The organism is Undibacterium sp. (assembly GCF_030683615.1).
Classification (GTDB): Bacteria; Pseudomonadota; Gammaproteobacteria; order Burkholderiales; family Burkholderiaceae_D; genus Undibacterium; species Undibacterium umbellatum.
Window position 1 is genome coordinate 38,829 of the sequence record NZ_JAUXQE010000013.1, and the last position, 18,841, is coordinate 57,669.

14 protein-coding genes, 1 tRNA gene and 1 pseudogene are annotated in these 18,841 nt (G+C 51.0%); 8 read left to right on the forward strand and 8 right to left on the reverse strand.

Annotation, left to right across the window (positions count from 1 at the left end; translation table 11 throughout):
- Positions 1-12: 12 nt before the first annotated feature.
- Positions 13-531: pseudogene (locus tag Q8K39_RS07645) on the forward strand (nucleotidyl transferase AbiEii/AbiGii toxin family protein); the annotation flags it as partial.
- A 66-nt stretch (positions 532-597) separates the two neighbouring features.
- On the opposite strand, the gene Q8K39_RS07650 reads toward Q8K39_RS07645, so the two are convergent.
- The 4 genes from Q8K39_RS07650 to Q8K39_RS07665 form a co-directional block, all read right to left on the reverse strand.
- Positions 598-682, reverse strand: a tRNA-Leu gene (locus tag Q8K39_RS07650).
- A gap of 72 nt (positions 683-754) precedes the next feature.
- Complete coding sequence (locus Q8K39_RS07655) at positions 755-2,179, reverse strand: MATE family efflux transporter (protein WP_305259177.1); 1,425 nt, start codon at positions 2,177-2,179, stop codon at positions 755-757.
- On the reverse strand, positions 2,176-3,900 hold the full coding sequence (locus tag Q8K39_RS07660) for a glycosyltransferase family 39 protein (RefSeq protein WP_305259179.1): 1,725 nt from the start codon (positions 3,898-3,900) through the stop codon (positions 2,176-2,178). The genes Q8K39_RS07655 and Q8K39_RS07660 overlap by 4 nt, the downstream gene beginning before the upstream one ends.
- A gap of 198 nt (positions 3,901-4,098) precedes the next feature.
- Complete coding sequence (locus Q8K39_RS07665; RefSeq protein WP_186955279.1) at positions 4,099-4,365, reverse strand: type B 50S ribosomal protein L31; 267 nt, start codon at positions 4,363-4,365, stop codon at positions 4,099-4,101.
- Positions 4,366-4,892: 527 nt separating this feature from the next.
- Here Q8K39_RS07665 and Q8K39_RS07670 point away from each other — a divergent pair.
- Entirely contained in the window at positions 4,893-5,522 is a 630-nt protein-coding gene (locus Q8K39_RS07670; RefSeq protein WP_230413825.1) for a trimeric intracellular cation channel family protein, read from the forward strand.
- Here the strand turns inward: Q8K39_RS07670 and Q8K39_RS07675 are convergent.
- Complete coding sequence (locus Q8K39_RS07675; protein ID WP_186955280.1) at positions 5,519-6,199, reverse strand: TetR family transcriptional regulator; 681 nt, start codon at positions 6,197-6,199, stop codon at positions 5,519-5,521. The genes Q8K39_RS07670 and Q8K39_RS07675 overlap by 4 nt on opposite strands.
- Positions 6,200-6,901: 702 nt before the next feature.
- On the opposite strand from Q8K39_RS07675, the gene Q8K39_RS07680 reads away from it, so the two are divergent.
- From Q8K39_RS07680 to Q8K39_RS07690, 3 genes are read left to right on the forward strand one after another with little or no spacing between them, the layout of a single operon-like run.
- On the forward strand, positions 6,902-8,191 hold the full coding sequence (locus Q8K39_RS07680) for an efflux RND transporter periplasmic adaptor subunit (RefSeq protein WP_305259186.1): 1,290 nt from the start codon (positions 6,902-6,904) through the stop codon (positions 8,189-8,191).
- A gap of 58 nt (positions 8,192-8,249) precedes the next feature.
- Positions 8,250-11,405: an efflux RND transporter permease subunit gene (locus Q8K39_RS07685; protein ID WP_186955282.1), complete on the forward strand. Its 3,156-nt coding sequence runs from the start codon at positions 8,250-8,252 to the stop codon at positions 11,403-11,405.
- Between the two features lie 2 nt (positions 11,406-11,407).
- Positions 11,408-12,850 (forward strand): efflux transporter outer membrane subunit, encoded by a 1,443-nt coding sequence (locus tag Q8K39_RS07690; RefSeq protein WP_305259188.1) that lies wholly within the window; start codon positions 11,408-11,410, stop codon positions 12,848-12,850.
- 81 nt (positions 12,851-12,931) lie between these two features.
- Here the strand turns inward: Q8K39_RS07690 and Q8K39_RS07695 are convergent, their stop codons facing one another.
- Positions 12,932-13,384: an Rrf2 family transcriptional regulator gene (locus tag Q8K39_RS07695; RefSeq protein ID WP_305259189.1), complete on the reverse strand. Its 453-nt coding sequence runs from the start codon at positions 13,382-13,384 to the stop codon at positions 12,932-12,934.
- 316 nt (positions 13,385-13,700) lie between these two features.
- Between Q8K39_RS07695 and Q8K39_RS07700 the strand changes: the two genes are divergently transcribed.
- From Q8K39_RS07700 to Q8K39_RS07710, 3 genes are all read left to right on the forward strand, one after another.
- Positions 13,701-15,989, forward strand: coding sequence for a nitric-oxide reductase large subunit (locus Q8K39_RS07700; RefSeq protein ID WP_305259191.1), 2,289 nt, complete (start codon positions 13,701-13,703; stop codon positions 15,987-15,989).
- A gap of 89 nt (positions 15,990-16,078) precedes the next feature.
- Positions 16,079-16,342, forward strand: a complete 264-nt coding sequence (locus tag Q8K39_RS07705; RefSeq protein WP_186955286.1) for a DUF2249 domain-containing protein — start codon at positions 16,079-16,081, stop codon at positions 16,340-16,342.
- Between the two features lie 50 nt (positions 16,343-16,392).
- Complete coding sequence (locus Q8K39_RS07710) at positions 16,393-16,731, forward strand: cupin domain-containing protein (RefSeq protein WP_186955287.1); 339 nt, start codon at positions 16,393-16,395, stop codon at positions 16,729-16,731.
- A gap of 93 nt (positions 16,732-16,824) precedes the next feature.
- On the opposite strand, the gene rho is transcribed toward Q8K39_RS07710, so the two are convergent.
- Both rho and trxA read right to left on the reverse strand, forming a co-directional pair.
- Positions 16,825-18,087 (reverse strand): transcription termination factor Rho, encoded by a 1,263-nt coding sequence (gene rho / locus Q8K39_RS07715; RefSeq protein WP_110257254.1) that lies wholly within the window; start codon positions 18,085-18,087, stop codon positions 16,825-16,827.
- 242 nt (positions 18,088-18,329) lie between these two features.
- A complete protein-coding gene (gene trxA / locus Q8K39_RS07720; protein WP_305259196.1) occupies positions 18,330-18,656 on the reverse strand; it encodes a thioredoxin TrxA in 327 nt (108 codons plus the stop codon).
- Between the last annotated feature and the right edge of the window lie 185 nt (positions 18,657-18,841).

Sequence of the window (18,841 nt, forward strand, 5' to 3'; positions counted from 1 at the left end):
CATCGGTTCAGCAAGGATATTGATATTTTTGTGCCTGATCCGCAGGCTTTGAAGTATGTCACGCCGCGTCTTAGTGATCAGGCCGAGAGTATTACTACTGAGTATACGGAAGCGGAAAATTACGTCAAACTTTTCTTGCCGAATGGTGAGATTGATTTTGTCGCTTCACCTAATCTCACTGATGCACCTTTTCTTTTTGAGGAAATTTTCGGGCGACAGGTGAGGGTGGAGACTTCGGCAGAAATCATTGCCAAGAAATTTTTCCATCGTGGTGATCGCTTGCAGGCCAGAGATATGTTTGATTTTGCCCTTGTGGCAGAAAAGGAGCCTGCGCAATTACTCGCAGCGAGTCAATTTTTGGTCAGGCATGTAAAGGCGATTAATACAATTCTGCATGGCGATACGAGTTCACTGCGTAAGCAGTTCGACGCTATCGATACAATCGGCTACACACCAACTTTTGATTATGTGCGTGAGCTTGTGCTCAGGCAGTTGAATGAGTGTGCGGATTATTTGCAAAAGAATCCGTAGCTGGTAAAAATAAACCTGATCACCCAAGCAAAAAGGCTCTCACATGGAGAGCCTTACAAATGCTTTTGGTGCCGAGAGCCGGAATCGAACCGGCACGCCTTGCGGCGCGGGATTTTGAGTCCCGTGCGTCTACCTATTCCGCCATCTCGGCAACGCAGAACAAAATTATGACAGAGCCGTCAGGATTTTGCAAGTGGCTTGCTGTTTTTGCGGTTTGCTGTGTTTATGGATTTCTGCCTGGCTGGTCAAAATTTACGTTCCTGCGCCACATGGCGGGGGTGGGGAAGCGTCTTTGGACGATGCGCAGGTAGTACCACAGGCTGAAGGCGACGATGGCGAGGCTGGTGCTGTTGGCCATCCAGAAGCCTGCTGCGCCGTGCAAGAAAGCCGGGCTGATGTTGTAGGGGTCCAGGCCGAGGATAACGCCGCCGCCGAGGCCGCAGCCCCATAGCGCAAAGGCGTACAGGATGGTGGGAACGATGGCGATTTTGTAGGCGCGCAGGATGAAGGCGGTGGTGACTTGTATCGCATCAAAAATCTGGTACACCGAAATGAAGGTGAACAGCGGGAAGGCAGCTGCGATGATGATGGGGTTAGATGTGTAGGCATGCAAAATCAGGTCGCGGCTGAACCAGATGGTGATGCCGATGGGCACAGCCAGCATGGCAGCCAGGATGATGCCTGCATTGCCAGTGACGCGGGCAGCCTGCATTTGCTTGGCGCCTATGGCTTGCGCGACCAGGGTGCCGGTGGCGCTGGCAATCGCCAGGGGAAGCATGTACAGGATGGTGCCAAAGTTGGCGGTGAGCTGGTGGCCGGATACTGCCACTTCACCCAGTCGTGCAATGAACAGGGCCATGAAAGCAAAGGCGGTGACTTCGATGAGGTAGCTCAGGCCCATGGGTATGCCAAGGTGCAGCAGGCTGCGCAGGGCTTTCCAGTTGGGTTTGACGAAGCCTGTGCCAAATAATGCAAACAATTCATAATATTTGACGTGCTTGAGCATGAGCCAGGCAGTGATGAGCATGAGCCAGGCATTGACAGCAGTGGCGGCAGCGCAGCCGGGGCCGCCCATGGCGGGTATGCCAAGGCCACCGAATATGAAGAGGGTATTGAGCGGGATTTTTATCGCCAGTGCAGCGAGCTGGATGGCCATGACCATCTTGGGGCGGCCAACCGCATTGTTGAGTGCGCCATAAATCCTGAAGCCTAGCGTGGCGGGCAGGGCGATGGCGAGTATTTGCAGGTATTGCGCAGCCTTGTCATTCAAGGTGGGCGAGGCTTGCGCGATGGAGAGCAGACTATTTGGGAATAGCAGGATGAGGCAGCCTATACAGGCAAGGAAAGCGCCCAGCCATACGCCTTGCTTGATTTCTGCGCCTATCTTTTTGAATTTGCGTGCGCCGAATAATTGACCAACGACAGGGGAGATGGCTTGCAAGATGCCATTGAGGCCAACGAAGATGCTGACATAAATTGAGATGCCGATGGAGAGTGCGGCCAGGTCAGTCGCCGAGAAGCGCGAAGTCATGGCTGTGTCTATCACCCCATTGCCCACCACGGCCATCTGGCCCACCATCATGGGCCATGATAGTGAGGCGATGCGTTTGATGTTGCCGCGCAGTGTGCTGGGGTGTTCGGTCTTCATTGCTGCTTGCGCTGGTACAGGGTAAACAATTCGTCATTGTCGGCAGCGCGGTGGCCAGACCAGATGACAGACCAGTGCTCTGGTTTGTATTCAGGTGGCAGCACGCTCTCATGCGCGGATTTCTTGCTGTTTTGTACCAGTAACAGCTGGCAGTCATGGTCAGAGAATCCGGCAAAGTGCAGCTTGCCAAAATACGCAAATGAAGCGCGTTGTGATGGGCCAATGTGGGCTTGTATGCAGCCCATATTGGGTGGCACTTTTTGCGCGAGTTCTTTGGACAGTGGCGCATAGCTGACTTTTTGGTCCAGCCACTGCAAGCCCAGACTTTGCACCAGTAGCCAGCATAAGATAACGCCCCCACTGGACAATACTACTGCGCGCCACAATACGGCAGGCTGTCTGGAGATGCGCCAGTAGACAAGGCGGAACCAGGCTACTGTTGCACTCAGTGCGATGATGAAGACAAAAATATTGAAGCTGGACTGGTAGCCTGGCACCAGGTTGCCAGCTCTTTTCGCCATGCCGGGTGGCCAGCCTGTCTGGTCAGCCAGCCAGTACAGCCAGATAAAGGCGGCGACGGCGGTGAAGACGATGACAGAGAACCAGTCAACGGCATTGATGGCGCTGCGCTTCATGGTTGGCAAGCCAAAGGCGGCGAGTATTGCCAGCGGTGGCAGTATCGGCAAGAGTATCGCTTCTTCTGACTGGTGATTGAGTATGGCCAGCACGCCGAAGCAAATTAAAAAGCTGACAGGCAGGGAGATGTGGAGGGCTTTCTCTTGCTTGCGCCAGGCAAAGATGGCCCAGGCTGCAAATGGCCATGCAGGCCAGCTATACCAGATGCCATAGCGCAACAGGTAACTGATGCTTTCAAACCTGGGGAAGTTGAACTGACGATAATTCCACAGCATCCAGCCCTGATAAGGCGAGCTGTCATAGGGGTGTACCAGGCTGATAGTGAATAGCCAGAGACCTGCAACGGCGATGGTCAGCGGCAGGGTGATGTTGAGCAAATATTTCAGGGGTTGGCGTTGCTGGCGGTAGGTACACACTGCCAGCAGGCTGATCCATAAACCCAGGGGCAATACCCAGCCACGGGTCAGTACCAGCAAGCCTAGTGTGCCGCCAATTTTGGCGGCGGTGAGCTTGCCTGGTTCATCCAGCAGGCGCACACATAAATACAGGGTGCAGGCGATCAGGGATATTTGCAGTGCTTCGGTGCTGGTTTCATGGCTGCGCAATAGCAGGCCCAGGCAGCCAAGATAAATCAGCAATGCACCGTCGGCCAGGGTGCGACCAAAGTCGCGTGCTTCTGGCTGGCCGCCAAAGGCCAACTTCAATGGCTGTGCTTCTGGCCTGCGGCCCAGCAGGTAGGTGGCATACCATACCGAGAGTGAGCCGAGCAGGAAGAATATACCGGTACTCAGGCGGGCGGCCATGGGTTCACCCACCAGCCAGCCAAATAATTTAATGCAGATGGCACCAAGCCAAAACGCCAGCGGGCCTTCTTCTGGCATGGGCAGGCCGACGATGTGCGGCCACAGCCAGTCAGACAGGTTGCCGTGTGCCATGGTCCACATGATGCCGAAGCCGGCAGCATCGTCACCTTTCCACGGATCGCGGCCTATCAGGCCGGGCAGGATATACAGGAGACAGAGGGCGATGATTCCCCAGCGCGGTAGCGCAACAGTTGCGGCGGCAGGAAGTCGGACTGGCTTCATATCTGGGTGGTGGAGGGAAAGGATGCTTATTGTAGGGTAAAGCTTTAGTAAAAAAGGCAGCCTGAGCTGCCTTTTTTACTAAAAATTCTTGGGAACCACAGACGATCTTGCGTACTCCGCGATTTTGTATTAGCAAGGCTGGCCCTGCTAACGCATGAGACTGTGCTACTTGAGATTCGTCTGTGTTTCCCTGGCCAATTAGTTGGCGACAGAAGTCTTGGAACCGACTTTGCCGAACTTTTGGCGGAATTTTTCAACGCGACCGGCTGTATCCACGATTTTGTGTTTGCCAGTGTAGAAAGGATGAGATTCTGCAGAAACCTCGATCTTTACCAGTGGGTATTCTTTGCCTTCAAACTCACCTTTGTCTTTGGTGTTGATTGTTGAGCGTGTGATGAATTTGAAATCGCAAGAAACGTCGTGGAACAGAACTTCGCGATAATTTGGGTGGATGCCATCTCTCATGCTTGCCTCGAAAATAGTGTAGGTAGCCAATAAGCACTTCGTCGGTCGCCTTGCTTCTTGACCCGATTGCATTATCACTTGCCAAAGGTTTAAATAATTGTCTGGATTTTGGACGCCCAAAATGCCAAGCCGATGATTATACAACGGAAATTGGGATTTTTGCGATGAGGTTTCGTGTGGGATGGGCGGGGATTGAGGATAAATGTTGGGTGGATAAGGTGAATCTGCTTGCGGTTGTGTTACTTATTGTGCATGTTTTCGTTCTTTTTGTTGTGGTCTCTCCTAGTTTGCTTCGAACACCGCTGGAGCGCCAGCCCGGTGTGAGTTCCTGCCTACGCAGGAACGACGAATTTAAGGAGGTGGCTTCTTCTTGTAGCCTTCTGTTTTTTTGCATTTCTCTTTGTCGTTCTCTGTGCCTCCGTGTCTCTGTGGTGAGAGGTTTTGAATTTCACACACAAACTCTAGACCCAAAATCACGTTCAACTTGCTAAAATCCCCATTTTTGCACCAAATCCTGAAGGAGAAACATGACGACGAGCTATCTGGGTATGAGTTCGATGTTGCATACCATTGAAGTCGCCGGGATACTGGCTTTTGCCAGTTCGGGATTTATTGAGGCGCGACGCAAGCGCATGGATGTGGTGGGGGTGTTTACTGTGGCCTTTATCACAGCCTTTGGCGGTGGCACCCTGCGTGACTTGCTGCTGGACCGGCGGCCTCTGTTTTGGGTGGAGAATCAGGAATACCCTATCATCATCTTTGTAATGTCTGTCGTCGCCATCCCGTTTTTACGGCATTTGCGTAATGCAGTGACGGAAAATGCCATCGTGCTGGCAGATGCGCTGGGACTGGGTTTGTTCAGCGTGACCGGGGCGTCGCTGGCGCAAGAGGCGCAGATGCCGATGTTTGTCTGTGTCATGATGGGGGTGATCACCGGTATTTTTGGTGGTGTCTTGCGCGATATTATCTGTAATGAAATACCGCTGGTGTTCCGGCGCAGCCATTTATATGCGACTTGCGCCTTTGCGGGTTGCTGGACTTATCTGATACTGAACCGGCTAGAGGTCAATGAAGGTGTTGCCCTGGCATTTGGGGTGGGTATATGTTTCGTACTGCGCATGATGGCAGTACGGTTTGACTGGAAGTTGCCAGTTTAGTTTTGCCCAGAAGCCTGGCGCATATTGCATCCCTGCTCAGCAGGCTTCGATTTTTTTAATGGCGGGCGGGCTACCAGGCCTGCCATGAATATGTCTACCATGTCTTCCGCATGTTGCATCAGACAATAGGCGGAAGAGTCTTCCAGCCATTCATGGACTATGCCTATGACATAGGCGTGGCTGGCTTGCATGGCGATCCAGGTGTCGGTGTCTGGATGTAATTGCCCCTGATCAACAGCTTGCTGGATCATGGCTTGTACTTTGGCCAGGCATTCATCCCGTTTTTCGCTTTCGGCACTGAAAAAAATCAGTTCGCTGTTTTTCTCACAACGATGAAAAATGATGTCAAACACATTTTGCTGACGCGGGTTGCCTGTAACCAGGTTAAGAAAGTGGACATTTAACTCTTTGAGGCCAGCCAGCGGGTCTTTGAGCGGTGCAGAAACAATTTCATTAAGCAAGGCTTCCATGGGTAGAAAGGCGCGGTCGCACATGGCCTGAAAGAGGGCATTTTTATCCTTGAAGTGCCAGTAAATGGCGCCGCGTGTCATGCCTGCTGCCGTGGCAACATCATTGAGTGTGGTGCTGGTGACACCTCTTTCGGCGAATACTTTTTCTGCTGCGTCTAGCAGCGTATTATAAGTTTCCTGTGCTTCTTCTTTCGTCTTTCTGACCATGTTGTTTCCTTTGCGCACGCTGCGTTTTATTACTGCGTACAATTTTTTTGCTGTCTCTTCGTTATTGTAAGTAAGCACAGTAGGGCGAGTGCCTGTGAAAGTAAGAAGCTTTCTGCTATTCGCTCTACGTGAGTAAGGCATGTGTTTCGGTTTATACCGTTTTTATGTTTTTAAAGCCTGCACTGTTACGGATTGATACTGCTGCTTATTTTAAAAATCGCGCTGTTCCAGATCAAACTTGTTGCCTGGCAGCAGAAATTTATTGTCTGCTCTATACTTGTTTTCTTGTCTGACTTGCCAGTCTCTATCAACCCTTGGGATCGGGATGTCATGAGGCTTTCATCAGTCTGCTTTATAAAGCATTTAATTGCCGCGCTGGTCATTCATGCTGCTAATGACTGCAAACAATTCTTGTTAATTTGAAACCAACTCACGAAGAGTCTTGCAAACACGGCTTACAAAAAACCACCTCTGTTTCACTGTATTTCAACCATACAACGGTGGTTTTTCGTGGCAGGTAAGTATCCGGATGTCACCAAAATTCCCTGTAATTAAGTAGGGCTGTTTAAAAACTTTATTTACAAACATTCGTGAATGTATATAATAGCACACCGCCTTTCCTTTTAGAAGAAAGAATCTCCTATGCGCTCCCCTGCAAAACCAATAACAAATGTATTTAAGCTATCTTCGATAACCAGTCATATGACTCAGGCTTTGCCTGCCTTGCGTATTGCTGCCATCAGCCTACCTTTGCTGGTATTGGCTGCCTGTGGCGACAAAGGTGGGGCAAACGCTGCCGGACCTGGCAAGATGCCACCGCCGGAAGTGAATGTCGTGACCGTGCAGCCGCGCAACCTGGGCATGGACTTTGAATATGCGGCGCAAACCGCAGGTTCACGTGAGACAGAAGTGCGCGCCCGTGTTGCCGGTATTTTAGAAAATCGCCTGTATGAAGAAGGTTCGCGCGTTAAGGCTGGCACTGTTCTGTTCCAGATTGACCCGGGTGCTTACCGCACGCAACTGGCATCTGCAGAAGCGTCTGCTGGTGTGGCAGAAGCCAAGCTGAACCAGGCCAAGCGCGAATTTTCCCGCCTGACGCCACTGGCAGCAGAGAAAGCCATCAGCCAGAAAGAGTTTGACGATGCCAAGTCTGCGTTGGAAACAGCAGAAGCCAGCTACAAGCAGGTGCAGGCGCAGGTCAATGAAGCCAAACTCAATCTTGGTTATACCCGTGTCGTGGCGCCTATCGATGGTGTGACGGGAGTTGCCGCCAAATCCAACGGCAGCCTGGTGACAGCGGCGGACAGTTTGTTGACGACCATCGTGCAAACTGATCCAGTGTATGTCAACTTCAGCGTACCTGAAGCAGATTACCTGAAGCTGAGCAAGGATGTAGGCGCTGGCAAGATTGCCTTGCCTGGCAAGAAAACCAATAACGGCAGCCTGGCGTTTGATGTGCAGTTGAAGCTGGCTGACGGCAGCATGGCTCCTGTCACAGGCAAGATGAATTTTGTCAGTGAAAAGGTGAACCCGGCAACTGGCGGATTTGATGCCCGTGCCCAGGTGCCTAATCCTGAAGGTACTTTGCGCCCAGGCCAGTTTGTGCGCGTGATACTCAGCGGTGCTACCCGCAGTGCGGCTATTGCGATACCTCAGCGTGCAGTGATAGACAGCCCTATGGGGAAAATCGTGTTCACAGTGTCGCCTGATAACAAGCTGGTGCCGAAACCGGTTGAGTTGGATGGCTGGTCGCATGGTGAATGGATAGTGACCAAGGGTTTGCAAGGTGGCGACCGCGTGTTGGTGGATGGCTTCATCAAAGCACATGATCCTGGCATGACAGTGACACCAATCGCGATTACGGCCAAGGCGGCATCGACACCGGCTGCTCCTGCAGGTGCACCAGCGGCCAAACCTGATGATAAACCTGCGGCAGCGGCAGCTTCGGCCCCGGCTGCAAGTGCTGCGGCCAGTGCAGAGGCAAAACACTAAGCTTCTGACCAGCTGAAAATCCGCTGCATAACTTAGCTAAGGCTACAAGGAATAATTCATGTTCTCAAAATTTTTTATTAACCGGCCGATCTTCGCGACTGTCTTGTCGCTGATCATCGTGCTGGCCGGTCTGGCCGCCTTGCGCGTTCTGCCGATTTCGCGCTACCCGGAGATTTCTCCGCCGGTAGTGAACGTGACTGCTTTTTATCCCGGCGCTTCTGCCGAGGTGATAGAGCGCACAGTGGCAGCACCTATTGAAGAGCAAATCAATGGTGTTGAAAACATGCTGTATATGGATTCGGTCTCGTCTGCCGATGGCCGTGTGTCCATCAGCGTGACATTCGAAGTAGGTACCGATCTGGATATTGCCGCAGTTAACGTCAATAACCGGGTGCGCCAGGCAGACGCCAAGCTGCCACAGGAAGTACGTCGCCAGGGTGTGACGGTCTCGAAGAGCTCGTCTAATTTCCTGGTAGTGGCGGCGCTGTTCTCGCCAGATAATCGTTACGATGCCTTGTTCCTGTCCAACTATGCAACCCAGAATGTGCTGGATGCATTGAAGCGCGTGCCGGGTACCACCAATATCCAGATTTTCGGTGCCAAGGATTATGCGATGCGTATCTGGATGCGTCCTGACCGCATGGCACAGCTGGGCGTGACGGTAGGCGATATCTCGAATGCGATTACTGAGCAAAATGCACAGTATGCTGCTGGTAAGGTTGGTGCGCCACCAAACAACACTGAAGAATTGACGATGACAGTCACGGCCAAGGGCCGCTTGCTGGAACCATCTGAATTTGCCAATATCATCGTCAAATCTGCCAAGGGTGGTGCCGCTATCCGTGTCAGTGACGTGGCACGGGTTGAATTGGGTTCCAAGGATTACAATCTGTATGGTCGCGTCAATGGTCACCCATCAGCCAACATCGGTGTGTTCTTGCAAACCGGCGCAAATGCGCTGGAAACCCGCAAGGCGGTGGAAAAAACGCTGCAGGACCTGAAGGCGAAATTCCCTGAAGGCATGGAGTATGCCACGCCATATGACACCACGCCGTTTGTGACTGAGTCGATTGCTGAGGTGTTGAAAACCTTGGCCGAAGCGATGGTGCTGGTGTTCATCGTTGTATATCTGTTCCTGCAAAGCTGGCGTGCCACCATCATCCCTACGCTGGCAGTACCAGTATCGCTGATTGGTACCATGGCTGGTTTGCATTTGCTTGGCTATAGCATCAACACACTGACATTGTTCGGTATGGTGCTGGCGATTGGTATTGTGGTGGACGATGCGATTGTGGTGCTGGAAAACGTTGAACGCCTGATGAACGAAGAGGGGATGTCGCCGAAAGATGCGGCAATTGAAGCCATGCATGAAGTGACTGGCCCGGTGATCGCGATTGTGCTGGTACTGGTTGCCGCCTTTGGTCCTATCGCTTTCCTCGGTGGTCTGGCGGGTGAATTGTATCGTCAGTTCTCGGTCACGATTTCCATTGCTGTGGTCTTGTCCGGTATCGTTGCATTGACATTGACACCGGCACTGTGCGCGATCTTGCTCAAGCCTGGTTCTGAAAATCACAACCGATTCTTTACGTGGTTCAATGCAGCTTTCTTGCGTCTGACCAAGCGTTACACTGATGGCGTTACCTTTTTCATGAAGCGTGCTGTGCTGGGTATCGCACTGGTGCTGGGTATGGTTGCCCTGACTGGTGTGTTGTGGAAAAATGTACCTGGTGGTCTGGTGCCGGATGAAGATCAGGGTTATTTCATCGGTGCTGCCATCATGCCTGAAGGTGCTTCGCTGGACCGTACTGATGCAATGGTGCGTGACGTTGAATCCATCATGAAAACCAACAAGAATATCGATACGACTTTTGCCCTGGTTGGTCTGGATTTCCTGGGCGGTGGCGGTTTGAAATCATCTGCTGCAACCATGTTCTTCCCCTTGAAGCCTTGGGAAGAGCGTACTCAATCCGCTCATCAGATGGTGGGTGAAAGCTATATGAAGACCGGCCGCATCAAGGAGGGTTTGCCGTTATTCTTTGCTCCGCCTGCCATCCAGGGTCTAGGTCAGACTGGTGGTTTTGAGTTCTACCTGCAAAATGCTGGTGAAGGTGGCGTCAAGCGTTTGGCTCAGATCTTGCCTTTGTTGATTGCGGAAGCCAACAAGCAGCCCGAGCTGGCTGGCGTGAAAACTCTGTGGCAAGCCAATTCGCCACAACTGTATGTTGATGTGGACAATGAAAAAGCTCGCTCCATGGGTGTGGCCCTGGCTGATGTGTATAACACTCTGGCTGCGACCATGGGTAGTTACTACGTCAATGACTTCAACAAGAACGGCCGTATCTACACCGTGCAGTTGCAGGCAGAAGGCCAGTACCGTGCCAAGCCGGATGATATAGGCAGTATGTACGTACGTTCCAATACCGGGCAGATGATACCGGTGCGCGCATTCACGACCATCAAGTTCATCACTGGTCCTGATTCTGTACAACGTTTTAATGCCTTGCCGTCCATTAAATTGCTGGGTGATGCCAAGCCAGGTTTTAGTTCTGGTCAGGCGATTGCAGCGATGGAAAGAGCCGCGAAAAACGTCTTGCCAGCCGATGTTGTCTACGACTGGGGCGGCGCTTCCTTCCAGGAAAAACGCAGCAGCAATGCCGCAGGTCTGGCACTGGGCGCTGGTGTATTGATGATTTTCCTGATACTGGCTGCACAGTATGAAAAATGGTCTCTGCCATTCTCGGTCTTGCTGGCTATGCCTTTTGGTATCTTTGGTGCCTTGCTGGCGGTGTACCTCCGTCACTTCAACAATGACGTGTACTTCCAGATCGGTCTGGTGACGTTATTAGGTTTGTCAGCGAAGAATGCGATTCTGATTGTGGAATTTGCGGTCATGAAAGTGAATGAGGGGTATGCACCTGTGGCTGCAGCGCTGGAGGCAGCACGCTTGCGCTTCCGTCCTATTCTGATGACTTCGCTGGCCTTTATTTTGGGTGTGGTGCCACTGGCTTTCTCAAGCGGTGCAGGTGCGGCTGCACGTCAATCCCTGGGTACTGGTGTTTTGGGCGGCATGCTGGCAGCGACTTTCCTGGCGATCTTCTTTGTGCCTTTGTTCTTCAAGCTGATCAATGACAGACGCTTGAAAACCACAGAGCAGGATTTTGAGCATCCTGTCCATATTTTGCACAATGCGCCTCAAGCAGATGTGAAGGAATAATGATGTCTGGTACAAAATTCATATTAACTACGCTGGTTGCCAGCATGGTGCTGGCAGGCTGTGCCTCGGTAGGGCCAAATTACCAGCGCCCTGCACTGGAAACCCCGGCCAGCCTGGGTGTAGTGGCAACACAAAACAAGCAGGGCGCAGTGGACTATGCCGCCTGGTGGAAAAACTTTCAAGACCCGGTGCTGGATAGCTTGCTGGATGAAGCCAGCAAGAATAATCAGGACTTGATCCTGGCTGCGGCCCGTATAGAAGAAGCGCGTGCTGTTGCGGTAGGTGCAAATTCAAATCGCTATCCCAGCGTCGACGCCAATCTGGGTGCTACCCGTACCCGCACCAGCGAAAATGCCGGCAAGCTGGGGGCTGGTGCCAGCCCTTATGGCAAAGACTTTCAACTAAGCCTGACGGCTTCGTATGAAGTTGATTTCTGGGGCAAACTGGCGCGCGCAGATGAAGCTGCCCGCGCGCGTTTGCTGGCACAGGAAGCCAACCGTGGCCTGGTGCAAAGCAGCCTGTATGCGAATGTTGCGCAAAGCTATTTCGCCATGCGTGCCGCCGATGCCCAACTGGCCCTGGCTGATTCGACCTTGAAAACCCGTCAGGAAAACTTGCGTCTGCAAAAGCGTCGTTTTACAGCTGGCTCGACCAGTGAGCTCGACTTGCATGTGGCTGAATCTGAAGCTGCGGCATCTGAAATCAGTTACGCCCAGGCCAAACAGTCTTTGTCGAATATAGAGTCGACACTGGCGGTCTTGCTGGGCCGTTCTGCCAGCGCCATTGCACAACCTGTGATTGCACGAGGCAATGCGATTGATAGCTTGCATCAGCAATTGATCATGCCTGCGGACTTGCCGTCTGATTTGCTGAACCGTCGTCCGGACATCCTGTCGGCAGAGCAGGCGCTGGTAGCTGCCAATGCAGATATCGGTCAGGCCAAGTCGCAATACTTTCCTAGTCTAAAGCTGACGACGACTGCTGGTTATGAATCCAAGGTGTTTGAGGATTTGATTAATCCTGCTTCGCTGCTGTGGAGCCTGGGTAGTAGCCTCGCGCAACCTATTTTCCGTGCAGGTGCAATTGGTGCGGTAGTGCAAGGTGCTGAAGCCCGCAAGAACCAGGCACTGGCGCAATATGTGCAGGCAGTGCAGGGCGCTTTCCGTGATGTGCATGACGCGCTCAACAATACGGCGGCCAATGAGCAGGTGAATGTGGCTTCCGAGCGCAGGGTGACTGCCTTGAAAGATTCATTGCGCCTGGCTGACCTGCGCTATAAGAATGGCTATAGCAGCTATCTGGAAGTCTTGAATGCACAACGTGATTTGTTCCAGGCACAAGCAAGCCTGATTGACAGCAAGCGTGCGCAATTGTCTGCCGTGGTCAGCATCTACAAAGCGGTGGGTGGTGGCTGGAGCAAGCCTGAGATTTTGGCTGGTAAATAAAGCTGTAGCAGGATGAAGTAGAAAACTGGGCTCCTGATCTTCTGATTGGAGCCCTTTTTTATGGGAAGATAATTGAACTTGTTAATCCTGCTGTCTTTTCTTGCGAGGATAAACTTGTACTTTTCTGGTACTATTTTTTGCCACCAAATCTGCCAGCGTCACTGCATCAAGAACAGACAGGTATGCTGCTGTCGCATTGCTCAACACTCCTTTTAAATTGCAAGAACCAGAGTAAGAGCAGGTATTGTTGTTGCTGTCAAAGCACTCGGCCATATCAAAGTCAGTTTCTGTATTGCGGACAATTTCTCCGATATTGATCTTTTCTGGCGGCAGATTCAGTTTCAAACCTCCGTGACGACCGCGTACGGTCTCCACTTTATTTGACATTCCCAGTTGATGGACAACCTTGGTCAGATGGCTCTTTGAAATACTGTGCAGCTCAGCAATTTCCTGGATGGTAACCAATTTATCTTCATGTTGTGCCAGATAAATCAGCGTGCGCAAAGTGTAGTCGGTGAATGCGGTTAATCTCATATTGGTTCCAAAAGCCTGTCTTTGCGAATGAGAGTGAGAGTGAGAGTGAGACTGCGTAGTCAAAGCATATCGCTGTTTCTCAATAGCCTATTAGATACATATAGTATAGATGTTTAGAAGCATTACCTGATTATGTCAAAAATTTGATCTTTATCAAGTGATTTTCATTAAACATTCATTTTGTTTGTATCTTTAAATACATGTATATAAAATGAATCTTTAATGGGTCAAGCTTGTTTCGCAGGCAATATTCAGTCAGATGAAACACGCTCTTGAGTCCGCTAATTTTCTCAATTCACCAATAAGGAAACACGCCATGCATGCCACGCGTAAACTCTGGACTTGGCTCGCCGTCATCTGTGTCTTGTCTTTTGCCGTCTTGGGCTGGGTAGGCACAGAAATTTATCTGACTGCGCCGCCGATTCCCAAACAAGTCGTCAGTGACGAGGGTACAGTCGTATTTTCAGACGGGCAGGTACCGCTCGGTCAGGAAGCCTGGTTATCTGCTGGTGGACAGCAATTAGGCTCTGTGTGGGGGCATGGCAGTTACGTTGCACCAGACTGGTCTGCCGATTGGCTGCACCGTGAATCATTGGCGTTGCTGGATGTGTGGGCGCAAAAGGAAGGACAAACATCATTTGAACAGCTCAAGCCAGGGCATCAGGCAGAGTTGAAAGCGCGCCTGAAGCTGGAAATGCGACGCAATACTTACGAGGCATCTACGAATGTGATCATGCTCAGCGCAGACCGTGCCAAGGCAGTCCAGCAAGTTGCGCAACATTATATTGCCTTGTTTGGTAATGATCCTTCACTGGAAAAATTGCGTGAGCAATATGCGATGAACAGGGGTACTTTGCCAGAATTCAAGGATTTGCACGCACTGCCAGCTTTTTTCTTTTGGTCTGCATGGTCTGCGGCGACGGACAGGCCAGGTGCCGTTGACCTTAGCTATACCAGCAATTGGCCACATGAACCGTTGGTGGACAATACGCCGACTGCCGGTGCTGGCATCTGGTCTGTCGCCAGTATCATACTGATGATTGCTGCCATTGCCGGTATGATTTTCTATCATTCCATCAGCAAGGAAGAGGGTGATCCTGTACCACCCAAAACAGATCCTTTGTTTGACCTGAAGCCCACGCCTTCGATGCGGGCAACCAGGAAGTATTTCTATGTCGTCATTGGATTGATACTGGCGCAAGTCGGCATGGGTGTAATTACGGCCCACTATGCTGTCGAAGGGCATAGTTTTTTTGGTTTTCCTTTGGCAGACATACTGCCATTCACTGTCAGCCGCACGATACACACACAATTTGCGGTCTTGTGGATTGCTACTGCCTGGCTGGCGACAGGTCTGTATATAGCGCCAGCAATTTCTGGCCATGAACCTAAGTTTCAAAAGTTTGGCGTGAATCTTTTGTTCTATGCCTTGCTGTTTATCGTGGTCGGTTCTACTGCATTTGGCTGGCTGGGTAGCCTGCAACACAAAGGCAATGAATTCAGTTTCTGGATAGGTAATCAAGGGCTGGAATTCACCAGCATGGGCCGGGTCTGGCAAATACTTTTATTTGTCGGTCTGCTGTTCTGGGTGACCTTGCTGGGACGTGGCTTATTGCCCGCACTGAAAAAACCATCAGAGAGCCGTGGTTTGATTGCGATGGTGTTCCTGGCCGCGATGTGTATCGGTGGTTTCTATGCCACCTCACTGACCTGGGGGCCACACACGCATTACTCCATGATTGAATATTGGCGCTGGTGGCTGGTGCATCTGTGGGTAGAAGGCTTCTTTGAAGTGTTCGCCACCGCAGTCATCGCCTTGCTGTTCACCCGTCTGGGTTTGATACATGCAGCAACTGCCAATAGCGCAATTATTCTGGAAACCATCGTCTTCCTGTTTGGCGGCATCCTGGGTACTTTGCATCACCTGTATTTCACCGGGACACCGACTTTTGTCATCGCGATTGGTGCCATGTTCTCAGCGCTTGAAGTTGTACCACTGACACTGATAGGTGTTGAGGCTTTCCGCAACTACCAGCGCTCAAAAGCTGCGCCCTGGGTGCAGGCTTACAAGTGGTCGATATTGTGCTTTATTGCCGTTGGGTTCTGGAACACCGTTGGTGCTGGCTTGCTAGGATTTTCCATCAATACACCGATAGCGCTGTACTACATGCAAGGTTTGAACATGACTGCTGCACATGGTCATGCCGCATTGTTTGGTGTCTACGGCATGCTGGGCATAGGCTTGCTGTTGTTCTGCCTGCGAGGCTTGTCTGATCGTGCTCTCTGGTCCGATAAATTGTTGCAGGCGATGTTCTGGCTGCTCAATGCTGGACTGGCAATGATGGTGTTCATGTCACTTGTGCCAGCGGGTATTTATCAGGCCGTAGCCAGCATTACCAAAGGTATGTGGTTTGCACGTTCATCAGAGGTCATACACTCACAATTCATGGAAACCCTGGTTTGGCTACGGGTTCCTGGTGACATTGTGTTCTCGATGGGTGTTGTTTGCCTGGCTGTATTTGCCCTGCGTTTGCTCATTGGCAAAAAGCGTGTGCAAACCAGCGCGACTGATATGAGCTATGCCAAAGTTCCCAACAAGGCTTAGCCATTGCTTAGTTATTTATTTAAGGGAGAGCAGAAATGGCTCTCCCTGTGATTTTTGCTTATTTAATCTATATTAAAAGGAGTTTCATCATGGCTCACGATTGTTCCATTCCCGTATTGGCTGAAGGTGTGTATGAATTTGATGCACGTGGCGTTGCCAAGCGCTTTCGCCATGCAGCGATTTTTGGTGCCTTGTCGGCATTAGAACCAGGGGAAACCATGCGTTTTTGCAATGACCATAATCCCTTGCCATTGCTGGCACAAATCGCACAACACTTTGGCACTGGCGTGAAGGTGGCCTATGTTTCACAAGAGCCAGGCGAAATCATTATTGATTTTCATGTGGCAACTTGATCTGTTGCTGCTCATGCCACTGTGCCTGATTGCAATACGAGGAGAATAAAATGGCCACACCACATTTACACTCAGGAGAAGTGAGCAACTTGCTGGTGCCTGAAGGGCAATTACTAGCTGTACCGGCGCACGCCTTGTTTAAAGACGAGCATCTTGAAGTCATACGCATGAACTTGGCACAGGGAAAGAGTCTGCCTTCCCATCACGTCCATGGCCCCCTCACCATACAGTGCCTGTCTGGTGAAGTGCAAGTCGAATTGCAGGCGGGGACAAAGACCATGCGTGCCGGTGACTTGTTGTATCTTGCCGCCGGTTTGCCGCACGCAGTTCTGGCGATCAGCAATACTTCTTTTCTGGTGACGATAGTTTTATTGAAAGCTGTAGCTTAGTAAGCCATTCTAGTAAGCCATTCAGCCCGAGTAGGCATAAAAAAAGCCGTCACAAACGTGACGGCTTTATAGCCTGAAAACAAGATCGGAAACTTATCCGCCTCTGCGCATCATTTCAAAAAACTCTGCGTTGTTTTTCGTGGCTTTCATCTTGTCGAGGATGAACTCCATCGCTTCGATCTCGTCCATGCTATACAGCAATTTGCGCAAGATCCAGATCTTCTGCAACTGATCCGGCTTGATCAGTAATTCTTCACGACGGGTGCCGGATTTGTTGAGGTTGATAGCTGGGTAGACGCGTTTTTCAGCAAGGCGGCGTTCCAGATGAACTTCCATATTGCCTGTGCCTTTGAATTCTTCATAGATCACGTCATCCATACGGCTGCCGGTTTCGATCAGGGCTGTCGCGATGATGGTCAGTGATCCGCCTTCTTCTACATTCCGTGCCGCACCGAAGAATCGTTTTGGACGTTGCAGCGCGTTTGCATCCACACCACCTGTCAATACCTTGCCAGAAGCAGGGATGACGGTATTGTAAGCGCGTGCCAGACGGGTGATGGAATCCAGCAGGATGACCACGTCTTTTTTCATTTCTACCAGGCGCTTGGCTTTTTCCAGCACCATTTCAGCAACTTGTACGTGACGGGTAGCTGGTTCATCGAAAGTCGACGCCACCACTTCACCGCGTACCGAACGCTGCATCTCGGTCACTTCCTCTGGACGTTCATCGATCAGCAAAACGATGAGGGTCACGTCAGGGTGATTGGTGGTAATCGCGTGTGCTACGTGTTGCAGCATGACGGATTTACCGGATTTTGGCGACGCTACCAGCAAGCCACGCTGGCCACGGCCGATAGGGGCGATCATGTCGATGATGCGGCCAGTGGTATTTTCTTCGCCGCGCATTTCGCGTTCGAGTGTCAATACCTTGTTCGGGTGCAGCGGCGTCAGGTTTTCAAACAGGATGCGGTGCTTGGAGGCTTCTGGCGATTCGCCGTTGACCTTGTCCACCTTCACCAATGCAAAATAGCGTTCACCGTCTTTTGGTGTGCGCACTTCACCTTCGATGGAATCGCCAGTATGCAGATTGAAACGGCGGATTTGCGAAGGAGAAATATAAATATCGTCAGTCGAGGCCATGTAACTGGCATCTGGTGAGCGCAGGAAGCCAAAGCCGTCAGGCAATACTTCAAGGGCGCCATCGCCAAAAATTTGTTCGCCTGATTTTGCACGTTTTTTGAGAATCGCGAACATCAATTCCTGCTTGCGCATACGCGCAGCGTTATCGATATCGAGTCCTATGGCCATTTCCAATAAAGCGGATACGTGTAAGGCCTTTAGTTCAGATAGATGCATGGTGAGTGTCCCGGGATGGGATTATGGGGTGGGGGAGTGAGCAGAGGAACTACGGATTAAACAGGATAGAAAGAATTTCTGTCTTGGTTTCGTTTTATTTAATATTATGTAATTCAGGTCTGAATTTGCATGCAGCAGTTGAGGGTTGTCAACCGGGGCAGCTGTCTCTTCATTTTCTTCACTTTAAAGCTGTAAACAATCTTGTTGTTTTCAGCTTTAAAGCTTCAGACCACAATAATACCTTAAATATTACTGTCAATGAAAGAGGTTAATTGGCCTTTTGCCAATGCACCAACTTTTTGCGCTGCAGCAGCACCATCTTTGAACAGGATCAGGGTAGGGATGCCACGGATGCCAAACTTGGCAGGAATTGCCTGGTTTGCATCTACGTCCATCTTGGCTACGATGATTTTGCCGCTATATTCTTTGGCAACTTCTTCCAGTATAGGGGCGATCATTTTACAAGGACCACACCATTCAGCCCAGAAATCGACCAATACAGGTACGTTAGATTTTAATACGTCTGCTTCGAATGAAGCATCGCTTACATATTTGATGTTTTCGCTCATGGAATCCTCAACGAGAGGGAAAAATTAAGGGGTAACAGCGCCACTGAATGTCGGTTTTTGGGGACAGCGCCGCATTCTGGTTTGAATCTGGGGGTGATAGTCACAAATTCAATGGTGTTGAATGGTGCTGCACCGTGACTAAAACAAAATGAGTCAGGAGTGGTTGGCTATGCGATAGATAATAA